Raw genomic sequence first — 16,083 nt, forward strand, 5'->3', positions numbered from 1 at the left:
TACGAAATGTGTTCGCGCGAAGGCCAGACAAGGCGAAACGGGGCGAGGAAGCGCAGTGTACTGGAGTACATGAGCATTCCGAGCCCCGTTTCAACGCAGTATGGGCGAGTGCGGATACATTTCGTACAGAGCCTTGCGCTTTCCACACAGTCTGGTGCTGCGGGTGGATCAGTCTTCGTTGTCGGCCTGGCGGCGTTCAGTGGTTTGCTGCTGCTCGGGTTGCTGGGCGTCGGGTTGCCCTCCGGCTTGCAGCGGGGTCGTCTGCTCAGGTTCGTGCAGGCTTGGGAAGGGGAGATTAGGGATCTCGTGCATTTCGCGCTCCTCGCAAAGTCTGTTGATTGATCGGGTAGATCCGCGCTTCTACAAAGCGTGGGCAGGATACCCCAGGAGAAATGACAAAAAGACTTTCAATCCTGGTGGGGCGACCGGTGGGCTTGTCTGGACAGGTCATGTCCAGCAGCGAAAACGCCGTCGCTACCGGTGGTCGGCAGGGCTCAAGAACAGGGCCTGGGGGCCGACCCTGTGTACATATCCTCCACATTCAGTAGCGAGAGTGGACCCTGGACATGGAGGTCCTTTCTTCGAAGAGATCGACTCCATGTTTCTACAAAAATCCCTGAGAGCGCAGATTCTGGCCCTGCTGAGCGGCAGCCTGTTGGCGATGCTGCTGATCGCACTGGCCTCCTTTCATTTCCTTTCCGATGGCATCCAGAATTATCGCAGCCTGATTGATGGCCCGTTGCGTGCGTCGCAATTGATCGACGAGGCCAATCTGCAATTCAAGGTACAAGTCCAGGAATGGAAAAACGTCTTGCTGCGCGGCAAGCAGCCCGCGGACCTGGAAAAATACTGGAAGCAGTTCGATGATCGCCAGCGCGATGTCCAGAACCTCCTGGGGGAGTTGATCAAGCACGAAGGTGTCCCGGCGTCGATCAGGACGCGCATCGAACGCCTGCGGGGCGAGCACGCGCAATTGGGTGCCGCCTATCAAAAGGGGCGTGATGCGTTTGTCTCCGCTGGTGCAGACGCCGCGGCAGGGGACGCGGCGGTCAAGGGTGTTGACCGTGCCGCCAGCGAGCAGATGAGCGAATTGGTGGTGGAGCTGCACAAACTGGGCGATGAACAATCGGCGCTGATCAGTGCCGGTGCGGATCGTACGATCCTGTTGGGCACCGTGATCATGCTGCTTTCGGGATTGCTGGTCGGCTTGCTGAGTCTGTGGCTGGTCAACCGCAACCTGGTGCAGCCAATCCGTAGCCTGATCGAATACGTGACTCAACTGAGCCGTGGGCGTTTCGCCGAGCGCGTAACCAGCACACGTCAGGATGAGTTGGGCGACCTGGCCCTGGCGGCGAATACGTTGCGTGACTTCCTCGCTGAAACCTTCACCCGGCTGCAACGCAGCGCCACGGAACTGGACAGCGCCAGCGGCGAGCTCAACGCGATTGCCAGTCTGATGAGCCAAGGCACCAGCGAGCAATTCGAACGCACCGATCAAGTCGCAACGGCGATGAACGAGATGTCCGCCACCGCCCAGGAAGTTGCCCGTCATGCCGCCGACGCGGCGCGGGCCGCTGATGATGCCGATCATTCCGCGCAGTTGGGCGAAAAGGTCATGCAAGGCACCATCCACACGATCACCCAAATGCGCGGCGAGATTGCCAACACGGCCACGGTGATCCGCCGCTTGGAAACCGACAGCGGTCGCATCGGCAAGGTCCTGGAAGTGATTCGCGGGATCGCCGAGCAGACCAACCTGTTGGCCCTCAACGCCGCCATTGAAGCCGCGCGGGCCGGCGAGGCCGGGCGCGGTTTTGCGGTGGTGGCCGATGAAGTGCGCAGCCTGGCCCAGCGCACTGCGTCGTCGATCATTGAGATCAACCAGATCATCCAGACCGTTCAGACAGGCGCGGTGGACGCGGCCCAGGCCATCGAGAGCGGGCAGTCGCGCAGCGAAGAAAGTGTCGAGCAGGTGACTCAGGCCGGCGAGATGCTCGAACGTATCACCCAGGCTGTCGAAGCGATTCGCGACATGAATCGCCAGATTGCCACGGCGGCGGAGGAGCAGACCTCCGTGGCCGAGGATATCTCGCGCAACCTGACTGAAATCACCTGCATCGCCAGCACCAACCTGGACAATGTGCAGCGTACTGAAGCGGCCAGTCGGGATCTGCACGGGTTGTCGGGGCAGCTGAACGAAGTGACGGCGCGGTTGAGTGCCTGACTTTTTTTATTATTAGAGCTTATATCCGTGGCGAGGGGATTTATCCCCGCTGGGCTGCGCAGCGGCCCCAAACCAAGCAACCCGATTTGTCAGAAAGACTGAGGTTCACGTCTTCAGGGCTGCTACGCAGCCCAACGGGGATAAATCCCCTCGCCACAAATTAATACGGGGCGCAGAGGACCAGGTTCAATAATCGCGCCGCTTGCGAAACGCCCATCGGCCTGCAATCACGGTGAAGGTGGCGACCAGCGCCACCAGGATCCAGAAGCCCTCGGGATCACTGGCCAGCGGCACGCCGCCGACGTTCATGCCGAAGAAACCGGCAATGATGTTGATGGGCAACGCCAGTACCGTGACCACCGTCAGGGTGAACAGGGTACGGTTGCTTTGTTCGTTGAGGTTGGCGGCGATTTCTTCCTGCAGCAACTTGATGCGCTCGCCCAGGGCCGTGAGATCGTTGATGATCAGGGCGAACTCCTCGGTGGATTTGCGCAGTTCCTTGACGTCTTCTTTCTGCAGCCATTGCGGCGGGCGATTGAGCAGACGCAGCAGCGAACCCGGCTCCAGGGCCAGCAGGCGTTGCAAGCGCACCAGCACCCGGCGTTGGCTGCCCAGTTCGGCGCGGTTGGTGGACAGGCGTGAAGACAGCAACTGATCCTCGATCTGGTCGACGCTGAGGCTGGTCTTGCGCACGATCTGGGTCAGCACCTCGCCTTGGTCGCGCAGCAGATGCACGAGCAACTCCAAAGGTGACCGAAAGCACTCGCCGGCCTTGACCGATGAGCGAAGCTTGTCGACCGAGTGCAGCGGTTGCAGGCGTGCGCTGACAATCAGCCGACTGCTCACGCAAACCCACAACGTGGACACATCCGAGGACACCAGGTTGCTGAGGTTGAACACCACATCGTTGACCACGGCGAGCAAGGCCGAGTCCACGTGCTCGATGCGGGTCGAGCGCGAGCCCTCGTGCAAGGCTTCGAAGAATTCCTGGGGCAAGGCCAGCCGGCTTTTCATCCAGCGCTCGCACGCGGCGTGGGCCAAATTCAGGTGCAGCCAGAGGAATTCGTCGGGATCTTGCGGTTGTTGCAGGCTTTGCAGGGCCTGGGCCGAATCAATTTCTCGTCCGCGCTCGCCAGGCAGGAAGCGAAACCCGTAAAGCAGGCCGAACAGGTCCGGGTCGCGATGGCTTTGGTCGATGCTGTGGTTCATGAAGGCTCGCTGGCGGGAGTGCCTGTCGCGGCGATGACAGGTTCACTTGTGCGGCATCATTGCAGGGTTCTTTGAAGGTTTTGTGACGGTTGGGCTGCGGCGAAGGCTTGGTCAGCGTTCACGAAAAAGCCGCGCAACTTTCAAGTTGCGCGGCTTCTTTTATTTCCATGGATCAAGTGTCTTGTTTGTTCGACAAGACTTTGCCAGTGGTGGCGTCGAAATCAACGTCAAATTCCTTGCCATCGGCAGTTTTGAGTTCCACTTCATATTCGTAGCCGTTGAAGTGGTTATCCAGGTCGGTGTCGGTGATGGTGGCGCCCGGGTGCAACTTCAGGGCTTCGGCATTCATCGACTCGAGGGATTTGATCTTGCCGTCCTTGACCAATTGAGGAATCTGGTCGATTCGTACATCCGCCTGGGCCAGGCCAGCGGTGAGAGTCAGGGCGGCAGCGGTGAACAGGGCAGTCAAAGTTTTCATCTGTCTTTCCTTGGTGTCGTTAAAGGGTGATTCGTTTAAGTGGGGCCAGATTATCTCTGGCAACTTAATTCACCCTTAATTCGGAAAACTTGCGCCGACCGCACCGATCCGCCCCCGATTCTTAATAACCGTTCTTCTCCAATAGTTGCACCACACTGCCGGTTTCGGGACGCTTGAAGTACTTGAGCAACTCACTGGAGCGGTTGGTGAAAATGCCATCTACGCCGGCATCCATCACTTTCTTGAAGTCCACCGGTTCATCCACGGTGTAGACATGTACCAGCAGACCCTGGTCATGGGTGTACTGGTTCATCCACGGTTTCACCAGGTCCGAATAGCTCTGGCTGCCACCATGGGTCAGTGCCGCTGAAGGTCCGGTGCCGATGGCGCCGTGGGCCTTGGCGTACTGGATCCATTGCTCGAACTCGGCCTTGTCCTTGGGCTCCTGTCTGGCGTAGTAGGCGGCCTTGTCGGTTTCGCCGGACTCGGCGAATGTCACTTTTGATTTAGGCTCGATGTTGCCTTCACCCACCCACAGCAGCAGGATTTTCGGCACCTTGGGCATTTCCTGATGAAGCAGTTCCAAGCTGCTCTTCTCGAACGTTTGCAAGACCACTTTGCCTTTGCCCTGGCCCACGCCGGTGGCGCGTTTGGCCAGCTTGGACCCGGACGGACTCAGCCAGCCACGGTCCTGCAATTTGTCCTTGAGGTCACGTTCGATGCCGGGAAACAGCTTGGGCTCCTTAGTCTCGATGTACAGCCCTGGTTTCTGCTGGGGGTTGCCCTCGGCGATGTTGATCACCTCGTCCAGCGTCAGGATCTTCAAGCCCACAAAGGAAGGCCGAGCACGGTCCGGATAAGCCGCGTTGAACCAACTGCCGGCGTCCAGCGTCTTGAGTTCGGCCATGGTGAACGCGTTGGCGCTGCTGTCCTTGCGCTCGGGAAACTTGGTCGCGACATCGGTGGTGCGCAGCAGGTTGTCGTCATGCAAGACGAACAGGACGCCGTCCTTGCTGCGTTGCAGGTCGAGCTCCAGGTAATCCGCTCCCAGGTCCCTCGCCAGCTTGTAGGCTGCGGCGGTCGATTCCGGGGCGTCGAACGAGGCGCCGCGATGGGCGATGACCGCTGGATGGGGAATCCCCTGCTGGGTTGCCAGGGCCTTCGGACTTGGCGTTTCGAGGGCGTGTGCCTGGCCGAGGCCGAGTAACAGGCTGAGCATCAGGGCGCTACGGGTAAAGGTGACAGGCATGCTCGAGATCCTTTCGTGGTTTCTGTAAAACCTCTCTTTTAACAATTGAACGCTGCGGACGCTATCGCCATACCGACATTGACCTGCGTAAAGCAGATTTTCCCACGCACTTTCCAACCACTTTGAAGTACCCTTGGTCGCACCAGTTCCCCGGTAGAGGGAAACCTGAACATCATTCGCTAGCCCTGCGTGTAAACCATCGATCAGACGTCCCACGGGACGCATCCATGAGGTTTACCATGCGCATCACTTCGACACTCATCTGCCAGGCCGCCGACCAACTAAAAGGTTTTGTCGGCCTGAACCGCAAGACCGGCCGATACATCGTGCGTTTCAGCGAAGACGCTTTTGGCATGGACGTCGCCGATGACGGCATCATCCCCACCAGCGAATTTGCCTGGGCCCCGGCGGCAGACGGCACCATGGCGCTCAAGCGCGAGCGAATCCAGTTGCTGTTGGACCAGAACGTCGACGACCGGATCAACCTCACCGAGCCGTTGCGTGTGTACATGGCCCGCAGCGATCTGCCGGAAATTGTTGCGGTGCGGCAGTTGGTCGAAGGCTGAAAACCAGGATCTGTGAACACCAAAGATTCAATGTGGGAGCGGGCTTGCTCGCGAAGACGTAGGCACATTCAACAGCGCTGCAGCTGACCCACCGCTTTCGCGAGCAAGCTCGCTCCCACAGGTTCTGTGGCCTGGCATCAAGTTTGGCGTTGGAAGGCATAGTCTCGTTCGACCTTGCACACCCTCGTCTGGAACTGGGCATACCAGGTTGATCGGCCACGTTCGCGGATCGCGACGTGTTCGGGATGTTGCTTCCAGGCCAGGACGGCTGCTTCGTCGTTCCAATAGGAAACAGTGATCCCCAGGCCGTCGTCGCCACGGGCCGATTCGACGCCCAGGAATCCGGGCTGCTCCCGGGCAAGAGCGAGCATGCGCTCGGCGGCTTCGGCGTAGCCTTGGTCCCCCTCGGTACGCAGGGAGGTGAAAATCACGGCGTAATAATGGGCGGCGCTCATGGCGTTTTCCTCGCGCAGGCTTCGACAAAAGCGCTGACCAGCGGCGGCACGCGGCCTTCCAATGCGGCGCGTTCTGGCTGGAACAATGTTGCGACAAAGAAAGGATGATCCTGCAGCTCCACCGCCCGCAGGTCGCCGGCCGAATCCCTCGCAACGGCGTTCAGACGTTGGCTCAGCAAGTCTTTTTCAAAATCTGGATTAACCCCGAAGCGGCAATGGTAGCCCTCGAACGCGGTCTGTCGGCCGTAGGCCTTGGCAATCAGCGAGCCCGCATCAAGCTGAAGGCTGTCGATGGTCTCGACCAAGGCACAGCTCAGCGGCGTCAATAATGCCCGTTCAGCTTTCGGGGACGTTTCGCCATGGGCGGCGTCAGCCCAGCCCATCACGTTGCGGGCATATTCCAGCACAGCATGCTGAAAGCCGCCGCAGGTGCCGAGGAAAGGCCGACGTTGTTCGCGGGCAAAACGAATGGCTCGCAAGGCGCCTTCTTCATTTTGGTAGGGGCTGCCGGGGACGCACCAGACACCATCGAAGTCATTCAACAACGTATCGTCGACAAGCCCGTTGGTGGCCAGCCACTGGAAGCGAATGTCGTGGCCCGTTTGCCTGCCGGCCAGTTCAAGTGCGAGGGGGATCGCTCGGTGAGCGGTGATTTGCGGGTCATAATCGCCGACCAGGGCGATGTTGAGGGGGTGCTGTTTTTCCATGGGTGGCTCGCCGCTTGTTGATTCCTGGTTGCCACTATAGATTGGCGTTCACGCAATCAATATTGGCGTTTATCCAAGTGATCAATGCAGCCACGCACTATCGTCTGGACTATCCCGACCTGTCCCTGATCCTCGCGCTGGTCCGTGGCGGCTCTCTGGCACGGGCGGCTCGACTGCTGGCAGTGGATGTCTCCACCGTCTTTCGCTCGGTGCGTCGTTTGGAGGCCGCTCTCGGCCAACCCTTGTTCGATAAAAGTCGTTCGGGTTACTTGCCCACGAGCCTGGCCCAGGCGTTGGCCGAACAAGCCGAAAGGGCAGAGCAAGCCTTGGAGGCGGCGCGGGTGGGCGTGGAGCAGGGCGGCGAGGTTATCAGCGGGACGGTGCGCCTGACCTGCAGTGACTCAGTCCTGCAAGCCTTGTTGTTGCCGGCACTTGCGCGTTTCATGCCGGCTTATCCGGCGTTGAGCCTTGAACTGAGCACTTCCAACGACTTTGCCAACCTGAGCCGCCGCGATGCCGACGTTGCGTTGCGATTGACCCGTACACCGCCGGAGCATCTGGTCGGTCGAAACCTGGGCAGTGTGGCTTACCGGATATGTGCCGGGGCCGAGTATCTGCGCTCGACGAATACCCAGGCGCTGGCTTCCATGACGTGGATCGCGCCGGACGATTTCCTGCCCGATCACCCCACCGTGGCCTGGCGTCGTCAACATCTACCCGGCGTGGTGCCCGCCTATCGCTGTAACAGCATGCTCTCGGTCACCGAGCTGGTGCGGGCCGGCCTGGGGGTTGCGGCGCTGCCGGACTTTCTGATCGATGAAGGCAAGGGCCTGATGCCTTTGGGCAAACCGCTGGAGGGTTACGACACGGCGCTGTGGCTGCTGACCCGTCCGGACTGCCGGGCCTTGCGTTCGGTGGTGACCTTGTTCGACGAGTTGGGGCGCAATCTGCGCTGGCGCTGATATTCAGGTCTCGTAGCGACTCAGGAACATATCGAGCGCCGACTCGATCACCCGGGTCTGCTCCTCCTGAGTCAGGCTCGGTTGGCCCATTGAAACCTGCGGCCAGAACGCGAACGTCTTGAGCAGCCCATGCATCTGTTGGGCGGCGAAGGCTGGCTCAACGGGCTTCAACCGACCATCGGCCTGGGCCTGGCGAATCCAGGCCGTCAGGCCTTCTTCGCGTTCCCCCATGCGCGACACCATGTCTTGTGCTCGCTCCGGGGAGTGAATCGTCGCGGCGATGGCAATGCGTGCCAGGTCGAGGAAATTCTCGTCCGCCAGCAGCTGCAGTTTGGCTTGCAACAGCGTTTGCAGTTGCTCCCGTAGTGGCGCCTGAGAGCGGTAGGGCATGTCTTGTTCCGCAGTGATGCTGTTCCATAACCGATTCAGGATTTCGGCAAACAGTTCTTCCTTGCTCGGGAAATGGTTGTACACCGTGCGCTTGGATACACCGGCAGTCGCCGCGATCCTGTCCATGCTGGTGACCTCGAAACCGCTGCTACGGAATTCAGCAATCGCAGCTTGGAGGATGGCTTCGCGTTTTCGCTCGGTGAGGCGTTGCGGTGCGGTCATGGGCATTCGTCGGTTGAAAGATGGAATTTACACTCGGCAGTTTACTTGGCTGGAGGATTCATGCAATGTAGAAACTACACCGAGTGGTGTAGTTTTCTGAATCAAGCGGCTGAGCGTGTACGTAGCGGCCATCCAGCGTCCACAACGGCGAAGCGCAACAGCGCTGACGCCCTTGGAGTTATCGCATCATGACCATTTCTTCTCCGGATAACCCTGCATCGCGACATGAACAGGGCAAGTATCGCAATCATGCCTTCACACCGCGCGAAGGCTTTGGCACCACCCTGCGCATCATCTGGAACATGATCTTCCACAAGCCGCACTCCACCCGTCCTGCGGGTGCCATCGACGTTCGACCGTTGACACGTGCCGCGTTGCTGGCCGCGCCGAACCACAGCGTCTTCCGCCTGGGCCATTCCACCGTGCTGCTCAAGCTGCGGGATAAATTCTGGCTCACAGACCCCGTTTTCTCCGAGCGCGCCTCACCTGTGCAATGGGCCGGCCCCAAGCGTTTTCACCAACCGCCCATCAGCCTGGAAGAATTGCCGCCCATCGAAGCGGTGATCCTTTCCCATGATCATTACGACCACCTCGACCATCAGGCCATTCTCAAGCTGGCGACCAAGACCCGCCACTTCCTGGCGCCCCTGGGCGTAGGCGACACCCTGATCAAATGGGGTGTCGACGCCAGCAAGGTGCGCCAGTTGGACTGGTGGCAGGGCACCGAGGTTGACGGCATCGAATTCATAGCCACGCCCTCCCAGCATTTTTCCGGACGCGGCCTGTTCGACAGCAACAGTACCCTGTGGGCCTCGTGGGTCATGATCGACGGCGCCACACGAATCTTCTTCAGCGGCGATACCGGTTACTTTGACGGTTTCAAGCGCATCGGCGAACGATACGGCCCGTTCGATCTGACGCTGATGGAAACCGGCGCCTATAACGTCGATTGGCCTCATGTCCACATGCAGCCGGAGCAAACCTTGCGGGCCCATATCGATCTCAAGGGCCGTTGGCTGTTGCCAATCCACAACGGCACGTTCGACCTGGCGATGCATGCCTGGTATGAACCCTTCGATCGCATCCTGGCCCTGGCCTGGGAACGCAACGTCTGCATCACCACGCCCCAAATGGGCGAAGCTTTCACACTGACGCAGCCGCAATCTGGCCGCGCCTGGTGGCTGGACGTGGAATCCTCGACGTATCAAGACCAAGCTGGGATCGCCTAGAACCTGCGCGGTAGGTTTTACTCGATCATCGCGTAATCGGGCCGCCCCATCGGGTCTGGCGTCGCGCCCTTGATGTTCATGCCGCGCCCCGGTGCGAAGCCGGGGAAGAACACCAGGCCCTCGGCTTCCAGGCGAAACGCCAGGGCCAGGCGGGTCACGTCGAGCAAGTCGCCACCGGCTTCGAAGCGCCGGATAGCCTTGACCGACACGCCGGACTGCCGGGACAGCTCCTCGACACTCCAGCCCAACATGGCGCGGGCCTGTGCACTGTGGGCGGGGGTGAATTGATAGACAGCGATGCGTTCCAGGGTGGTTTTGATTGCGAGAGAGGCCATGAGCAGCTCCAAAGCGGCGGATTATAAGTACTGTGTTTTTGTACAGTTGTTTTGAGGCCGCTTCAATCTCATTTTTTTGATCAACGACCAGCGGTCATCTCCAACCAGGTGCTCGGAGCATGGCCGAGCGTGCGGCGAAACATGGTGGAAAATGCCGCTGGGCTGTCATAGCCCAAGTCCAAGGCGATGCGCGTCACCGAGTCCCCGCCAGCCAGGCGAGGCAGCGCCGCCATCACGCACGCCTGTTGACGCCATTGACTGAAACTCAGGCCAGTGTGCCGACTGAACAGCCGATTGAATGTACGTAAGCTGATGTGCAACTGCGCCGCCCATTTCACAGGCGAGGCATGGGCGTCAGGGTGTGTCAGGAACGCCTGGCATAGTTCGAGCAGCTGTGGATCCCGTGGCATGGGAAGGTGCAGCGGCAGATGGGCGCTGCGCAGCAGTTCATGCAATAGCAGACCTATCAGTGCACCGTCCCGTCCCGCCTCGTCGTATTCCGGCGCAAGCTCGACGGCTTCCATCAACAACTGACGCATCAAGGGCGACACGCTGATGACTTGGCAGCGCGAATCCATGGCCGTTACCGTGGCCGGTTCGATGTAGAGACTGCGCGTACTCACGCCCAGCATCAATACTTCATGATCGACCCCCGGCGGAATCCACACTGCCCGTTGCGGTGGCACCACCCAGTTGCCATCCGCCGTGCTGACCTGCATCACCCCGGTGGCGCCATAGAGTAACTGCGCGCGGCGATGCCGATGCAACGGCAACATTTGGCCGTGGGCGTAGTCGGTGCCGATGGCGACGACGGCCCTGGGGGTCGCATCCAATAGATCGATAGAGCTGTTGCGCATCGATGGGCTACTCGCAAATTGGCGTAAACGCGAACATTGTTGGCTTATTTGCTGCGGCGAGCCAAGCTTGGCGTTCTTATCGTAGGCGTCTCCCCATTTCACGGATTCGCCGCGATGTTCTATGTATTGCTTGCCTGTTTTGGCTGCCTGAGTGGTGTGACGGCCGTGTTGTTCGGCTTCGGCGGCGGCTTCGTCGTGGTGCCCTTGCTATACCGCATGCTCACCGCCAGCCACGGTACCGACGACCCAATCGGCCAATCGGCGATGCACATTGCCGTGGCCACCTCGACCTGCGTGATGATCGTCAACGCGCTGATCGCCACCGTGAAGCATCACCGCGCCGGTAATCTTATTTGTCATTATGTATGGCCGTTGGGCGGCTTCATTGGCCTGGGCGCTATCATCGGAGCCGTTGTCGCGATGTGGTCGAACAGCGAAGTCATTCGCTATGCCTTTATCGTTTACCTGGGCGTGACCATTCTGGACTGCTTGTTCCGACGCGGTTTTCTGACACAGTCTGACGCTGCAGTCCCACGGAGATTGAGCAGCACAGAGGTCTCGGCAGGCGGGATCAGCATCGGTGTCATTGCCACTTTTCTGGGCGTGGGTGGCAGCGTCATGACGGTGCCCTTGCTGCGCCGTTGCGGGCTGAACATGTCCCGCGCGACGTCCATGGCCAACCCGTTGAGTTTGCCGGTTGCGGTGGCCGGGACGTTGACTTACATGCTCATGGCTGGGTTTACCGAGTTTGATTTGGGGGCTTGGTTTGTTGGGTACGTCGACTTGATGGCCTTCGCTGTGCTGACACTTGGCGCGCTGCTGGGTATCCGTCTGGCAACGCCATGGATCGGACGGATACCGGATAGGCTTCACGCCTGGGTCTATATTGGATTGTTGGTCGTTGTGATGCTGGGCATATCGATAAGATAAAATCTCCGTGCAGCGTTGCTCCATGTCTTGTTGAAGGAGAGTGGCATGTCGATATCCGACAGTGATTGGAAGCGTTACAACGAGCTCAGCGAGCTGGCGTTGGAACGCTTCTGCCAAGGCGTTCTTTCGGATGCCCAGACAGTGGCTCAGAACGAAGCTCTATCCGCTCACGCTCGATATCGCACGCTCTACCGGCTCATGCGAGATCGTGACAAGAGCTTGGCGATGGCGTTCAACGTAGGTCGACGTCGAGACATTTCCTTATCGTTGAGATAGCTGATTGCGTACGACCTGTTGAGCGATCAGGAATTGACGATTCTGAATGAGGAGCTTCGTGAAAGAGTTTCCGACGCTGTTCGCCAACCGTTCGAGATTGAATGGGCCGACGACGCCTAGCGTCTCTCATATTTTCCGAGAGTTTAAATGCTGATCTTCAACTGCACCGAAGCGGCCAGTAATTTTTTCAGCCGCGTGAGCAAAGGTAAGAAAGTCACCCCGATAGAGAAACCGCCATCCCCTGTTATCGAGGACGATGAGCTGGGTGAGCTCGACGAGCAATGGCTGGTTCATGTAATCACTGTGCAGCGCAAACACGTGTTGTTCGTCATCCACGTGCGAACCCGTTATTGCATGATTTTCGCCGGTGCTAAAAAAGCGGAAATTGAAGGTTTTGTTCACCGGTTTTCCGAACGATGGATCAATGGCTTGATGCGTCACGCGGGGCAGCATGATCTTCTTCGCTGGGTCGATGATGAAGCGATGATGGAGCGCTTCCAGGAAAGTTGTCGTGATTACATCTTTTATAAACGTGGCCATCGTGGTGCGCAAAAGCACCTCAACGAGATTTCCTGGATTTTTGAGGACTGCGCTGCCGAATGGGGCACGTTACCCTCTGATGAGTTCTCTGCAGGTCGCTTCGACGGCAATATGAATGACACCCCGAGAAGCAGTAAGGGACATAAGGACTATTACTACCCGGACGAAGAAATGATCGTCCATTGGTTGCGGCGTTATGGTGGCTTGGATGAGCCTGCCGCCCAGGCAGCACGTGAGCGGCACATCGAAGTGAAACGAGAGATGCGGTCGTTCGAGCGGCAACTTGCCCAAGAAGCGCAATGAAGGAGGCGTAGCGCTACGGCTAGCCAAGGCGAAATCAGTTATCGGTTAGCCCCGGCGCCTCCCGAATAATAAAGTGATCCAGGTTCTCGATATTGGCACTGAACACCCCGAACGTTTCTTCGGGGTTCTTTTTGCTCGGTACTTGTTTGAACTCCGGCGTCACGCCATAAAAGAAGCAATACAACGGCGCATCACTGTCGATGGCGTGCTTGATCTCAGCCAGGAACGCTTTGCGCTTGCGGTAGTTATCGATCAGCTTTTTGCTCAGGTAAACGTTGACCGAGTAAGGTTTTTTCTTCGCCTCGTCCGGCTGCTTGAACCAGACCTTTGCTTCGAAATCGATGCGAAAGCTCAGCGTGTAATCTTTGATTTCCTTGATCTTGCCCCAGTAAATCAAGCCCCTGTTGTCCTGCAAATACTCGATCTTCTTGAAGAACGATCCATAGGGCGCCGTGTGCTCGGCAATCTTCAGCGGCATGCGCTTGAGCAGATCCTTGTCCGCGAAGTTCGAGACGAAACACTCCACTGGGTGGGCGAAGACGCTGGTCTTGTCCGGTGTCGAGTCCTGGGCGGAATGAGCGTTATCACCATGGGACGATAGGGTGGGCGACGTAGGCCGAGTCGCTGCCTCAACGTCCTTCGACGGATCGGACGGCTTGCGCACGTACTGACGCCGAGTCAGTAACAACTCCGACGGAAAATGCTCCTCGCGGTCGTCATCTGCCTCAACGCTTTGCGCATCAAGCCCTGGCGTTTTCGGACTGACATAAGGGCAGCCTTCGATATGCTGGGTCGTCGGCTGATTCTTGAAATGCGGCGTGCGGATGTAATTGACGTTCTTGGCATTGAATGTCGTCAGCCGATTCCCCTCATCAAACGCCGCCCGACAGGCATCGTTGGGGCACTGAAAGCGCTCCTTGGCCGAATCGAAGGCCATGGTCTCGTCGAAATTCAGATCCCGAACGTCATAGATCGAAAGCTTGGCATCGAGGCTGAGGCAATAGGCGGTATCGAATTTCATCGGGGCTCGGGTCCGTGAGAGGAAGTGTATTAATACCGAAGGGCAGGGCGGGATGCACCCGAAGTTTCAACGCATCACAAACCCCGTGGGAGTGAGCTTGCTCGCGATTCCCAGAACCAACCTGGCCATCAAGCCCGCCGCCCGCCTGCGCCCTGACATCGACCCGTGGCGAGGGAGCTTGCTCCCGCTGGGCTGCGGAGCAGCCCTCGTTCTGCAGCTCCAGGTCCAATTAGTCGGTATTAGAATGCCGATTATCTACCGCGTTCCGCCTTTAATCGGAATTATATTGCTGGTAGAGAGGCTTTTGGCGAGACTAACCGGTATCATAGTTCCGGTTGATTTAAAAATGTCCGAACAACTCACCATCCAGACTTACGTTGAAGGCCACTGGCGCGACGCTGTGGTCTTCAGCGTGTCGAACGCTCAGAAGGTTGAGGAGTCGCGATGCAGCGTATCCTACGACCAAGATTACTTGGTTCACTTCATTCATAAGCTAGATACCGCATTTGAACACGCCCTCAGCGTAAATCTTCCGCTGAGCTGGAATGCTGTCGATGGTAAAGGCTATCCCCCATTCGTCTACGACATCATACCGGCCGGAGCTGCTCGGAAATCGTTGCAGAAGAGATTTGGTGAGGAAAAGCCAGACGGCATGGACATGAGTTTTTTCCTCCTGAGTCGCTGCACACCTTCTCCCATTGGGCACTTGAGGGTGAAGGAGTCTTTCGAGCAGATCGACCAGACTCGCAAAGAGGCCTTTGCACGCAAAGAAATCGTAGACAGAACAAATGACTTCCTCGAATACGCCTATGAATCTGGCGCTGCGCTGGGCGGTGCTACGGGCGCTCAGGGGGAAGCTCCAAAGCTGATTATGGTTGAGGATGGGGATGGCGCGCTTTATGCCGATGCGATGCTTTCTGACGAACTTGCGCGTCGTCATTGGTTGGTGAAGTTTGCTCGCAACCAAGCGACTGAGCGCGACAAGAACATCCTGCGGGCCGAGTACCACTATTACAAAGCGATCTCCCGACTCGGTTTGAAGACGATATCTACAGATGGACTGGTGCTTGAGGAAGCCGATAAGCCAAGCCTGTGGATGCCGCGCTTTGATCGGCGAGTCGCCAACGACATGGTGGAGAGGATTCCGGTCGAGTCGATTTATTCAGTGTGTGAGAACACCGAGCCTGGTTCGAGAATGAATCATGAGGATGTACTCAGTCGCCTGATTCACCTGTGGTGCACGAATGGGCAGGAAGGTGAGCTTGAGGAACTGGTATTTGAATACCTTCGCCGTGACCTGCTGAACCGTATCCTGGGAAATTCGGACAACCATGGGCGCAACACGGCCATCTTCAGATATCGGGACAAATTCGAACTGGCGCCGATCTATGACCTTGCACCAATGGTACTCGATCCGGAAGGTGTCACTCGGGTAACCAAATGGAAGGCTGAGCGTATGGGAAGTCCAGACTGGAAAGCGGTCTGCAGTGACTTCCAGGACTTGGTCAGCCCTGACGTGCTTTTCGAGCGTCTGCTTGGAGCCGCCGAGATATTCAGGGCTTTACCGGATCTGCTGGTTGATCTTCCAGAGGAAGTGAGGCGCGCTCAGTCTATTCCGCTGAACAATTTGGATAAGCGCCTGGCTGAATGGGGGCTGCGATGAAAGAGAACATCAACGAACGGCGCAGGGAGCTCATTGACGACATCGTCATGCAACATGTGACGGGGATCGAAACCCTGGGAACCGCTATTCGCCGTCTACGGCTTGAGGTGACCGGCCTGGATCAGGAAACCTTTGCTCTCATGTGCAACATGTCGACCAAGGCCCTGTACCAGATCGAGAAGGACAAGGGCAATCCAACCCTTAGCACCATCGAAGCCATCTTGAGAAAGTTCGGGCTGCGCCTGGGGCTGACGAAGTCTGCCACGACCCTTTACACGCCGCCGCCCAAGCCGCAAAAAACGACTCCCCAAATGCCCATTCGCGGTGCTAATCCTAAACGCAAAACCGCAGCACAGCTCGGTACGAAGGCCAAGGATGGCGACAAGGGCGCGGCCGGGTAGGTGGAGAAATGTTCAGAGCAGAGACTTGGAGCGCCAGCTTGAACCTATCGAGCGCTCAAGCTTGGG

General features: G+C 58.2%; 18 protein-coding genes and 1 pseudogene. 9 read left to right on the plus strand and 10 right to left on the minus strand.

What is annotated here, in order from left to right; translation table 11 throughout:
• Positions 1-168: 168 nt before the first annotated feature.
• Positions 169-312, minus strand: coding sequence for a hypothetical protein (locus JMN22_RS25860; RefSeq protein ID WP_187293363.1), 144 nt, complete (start codon positions 310-312; stop codon positions 169-171).
• Positions 313-1,180: 868 nt separating this feature from the next.
• Between JMN22_RS25860 and JMN22_RS26950 the strand changes: the two are divergent.
• Both JMN22_RS26950 and JMN22_RS26955 read left to right on the plus strand, forming a co-directional pair.
• Positions 1,181-1,339 (plus strand): annotated as a pseudogene (locus tag JMN22_RS26950) (HAMP domain-containing protein); the annotation flags it as partial.
• Positions 1,340-1,456: 117 nt separating this feature from the next.
• On the plus strand, positions 1,457-2,224 hold the full coding sequence (locus tag JMN22_RS26955; RefSeq protein ID WP_410002310.1) for a methyl-accepting chemotaxis protein: 768 nt from the start codon (positions 1,457-1,459) through the stop codon (positions 2,222-2,224).
• 186 nt (positions 2,225-2,410) lie between these two features.
• Here JMN22_RS26955 and JMN22_RS25870 read toward each other — a convergent pair whose 3' ends face one another.
• The 3 genes from JMN22_RS25870 to JMN22_RS25880 form a co-directional block, all read right to left on the minus strand.
• A complete protein-coding gene (locus tag JMN22_RS25870; protein WP_198797929.1) occupies positions 2,411-3,433 on the minus strand; it encodes a transporter in 1,023 nt (340 codons plus the stop codon).
• A gap of 172 nt (positions 3,434-3,605) precedes the next feature.
• Positions 3,606-3,911, minus strand: coding sequence for a PepSY domain-containing protein (locus tag JMN22_RS25875; protein ID WP_030142484.1), 306 nt, complete (start codon positions 3,909-3,911; stop codon positions 3,606-3,608).
• Positions 3,912-4,032: 121 nt separating this feature from the next.
• The gene (locus JMN22_RS25880) at positions 4,033-5,160 is read right to left on the minus strand and encodes a glycerophosphodiester phosphodiesterase (RefSeq protein WP_198797928.1); all 1,128 of its coding nucleotides are present in this window, start codon (positions 5,158-5,160) and stop codon (positions 4,033-4,035) included.
• A 239-nt stretch (positions 5,161-5,399) separates the two neighbouring features.
• Here JMN22_RS25880 and JMN22_RS25885 point away from each other — a divergent pair, with 239 nt between their 5' ends.
• A complete protein-coding gene (locus JMN22_RS25885; RefSeq protein WP_181288567.1) occupies positions 5,400-5,726 on the plus strand; it encodes a DUF2025 family protein in 327 nt (108 codons plus the stop codon).
• A gap of 137 nt (positions 5,727-5,863) precedes the next feature.
• Here JMN22_RS25885 and JMN22_RS25890 read toward each other — a convergent pair whose 3' ends face one another.
• Entirely contained in the window at positions 5,864-6,181 is a 318-nt protein-coding gene (locus tag JMN22_RS25890) for an antibiotic biosynthesis monooxygenase family protein (protein WP_198797927.1), read from the minus strand.
• Positions 6,178-6,888, minus strand: coding sequence for a CTP synthase C-terminal region-related (seleno)protein (locus JMN22_RS25895; protein ID WP_030142480.1), 711 nt, complete (start codon positions 6,886-6,888; stop codon positions 6,178-6,180). Before JMN22_RS25895 ends, JMN22_RS25890 begins: the two co-directional genes overlap by 4 nt.
• Positions 6,889-6,902: 14 nt before the next feature.
• On the opposite strand from JMN22_RS25895, the gene JMN22_RS25900 reads away from it, so the two are divergent.
• Positions 6,903-7,850 carry a LysR family transcriptional regulator gene (locus JMN22_RS25900; RefSeq protein WP_198797926.1) on the plus strand — a complete coding sequence of 316 codons (948 nt, stop codon included), beginning with the start codon at positions 6,903-6,905 and terminating at the stop codon, positions 7,848-7,850.
• 3 nt (positions 7,851-7,853) lie between these two features.
• Here JMN22_RS25900 and JMN22_RS25905 read toward each other — a convergent pair whose 3' ends face one another.
• On the minus strand, positions 7,854-8,462 hold the full coding sequence (locus JMN22_RS25905) for a TetR/AcrR family transcriptional regulator (protein WP_198797925.1): 609 nt from the start codon (positions 8,460-8,462) through the stop codon (positions 7,854-7,856).
• 188 nt (positions 8,463-8,650) lie between these two features.
• On the opposite strand from JMN22_RS25905, the gene JMN22_RS25910 reads away from it, so the two are divergent.
• Positions 8,651-9,691 (plus strand): MBL fold metallo-hydrolase, encoded by a 1,041-nt coding sequence (locus JMN22_RS25910; RefSeq protein WP_030142476.1) that lies wholly within the window; start codon positions 8,651-8,653, stop codon positions 9,689-9,691.
• Positions 9,692-9,708: 17 nt separating this feature from the next.
• Here JMN22_RS25910 and JMN22_RS25915 read toward each other — a convergent pair whose 3' ends face one another.
• Positions 9,709-10,026 (minus strand): helix-turn-helix domain-containing protein, encoded by a 318-nt coding sequence (locus JMN22_RS25915; protein ID WP_198797924.1) that lies wholly within the window; start codon positions 10,024-10,026, stop codon positions 9,709-9,711.
• 80 nt (positions 10,027-10,106) lie between these two features.
• Entirely contained in the window at positions 10,107-10,883 is a 777-nt protein-coding gene (locus JMN22_RS25920; protein ID WP_198797923.1) for an AraC family transcriptional regulator, read from the minus strand.
• Positions 10,884-10,997: 114 nt separating this feature from the next.
• Between JMN22_RS25920 and JMN22_RS25925 the strand changes: the two genes are divergently transcribed.
• Positions 10,998-11,813: a sulfite exporter TauE/SafE family protein gene (locus JMN22_RS25925; RefSeq protein WP_198797922.1), complete on the plus strand. Its 816-nt coding sequence runs from the start codon at positions 10,998-11,000 to the stop codon at positions 11,811-11,813.
• A gap of 423 nt (positions 11,814-12,236) precedes the next feature.
• Positions 12,237-12,932, plus strand: a complete 696-nt coding sequence (locus tag JMN22_RS25930) for a DUF6933 domain-containing protein (RefSeq protein WP_198797921.1) — start codon at positions 12,237-12,239, stop codon at positions 12,930-12,932.
• Between the two features lie 34 nt (positions 12,933-12,966).
• Here the strand turns inward: JMN22_RS25930 and JMN22_RS25935 are convergent, their stop codons facing one another.
• Positions 12,967-13,953, minus strand: a complete 987-nt coding sequence (locus JMN22_RS25935) for a hypothetical protein (protein ID WP_198797920.1) — start codon at positions 13,951-13,953, stop codon at positions 12,967-12,969.
• Positions 13,954-14,299: 346 nt separating this feature from the next.
• On the opposite strand from JMN22_RS25935, the gene JMN22_RS25940 reads away from it, so the two are divergent.
• Together JMN22_RS25940 and JMN22_RS25945 are read left to right on the plus strand one after the other, a co-directional pair.
• Complete coding sequence (locus JMN22_RS25940) at positions 14,300-15,616, plus strand: type II toxin-antitoxin system HipA family toxin (protein WP_198797919.1); 1,317 nt, start codon at positions 14,300-14,302, stop codon at positions 15,614-15,616.
• The gene (locus JMN22_RS25945; RefSeq protein ID WP_225936094.1) at positions 15,613-16,017 is read left to right on the plus strand and encodes a helix-turn-helix domain-containing protein; all 405 of its coding nucleotides are present in this window, start codon (positions 15,613-15,615) and stop codon (positions 16,015-16,017) included. Before JMN22_RS25940 ends, JMN22_RS25945 begins: the two co-directional genes overlap by 4 nt.
• Positions 16,018-16,083: the final 66 nt, after the last annotated feature.

Source organism: Pseudomonas sp. HB05, from assembly GCF_016756915.1.
Classification (GTDB): domain Bacteria; phylum Pseudomonadota; class Gammaproteobacteria; order Pseudomonadales; family Pseudomonadaceae; genus Aquipseudomonas; species Aquipseudomonas alvandae.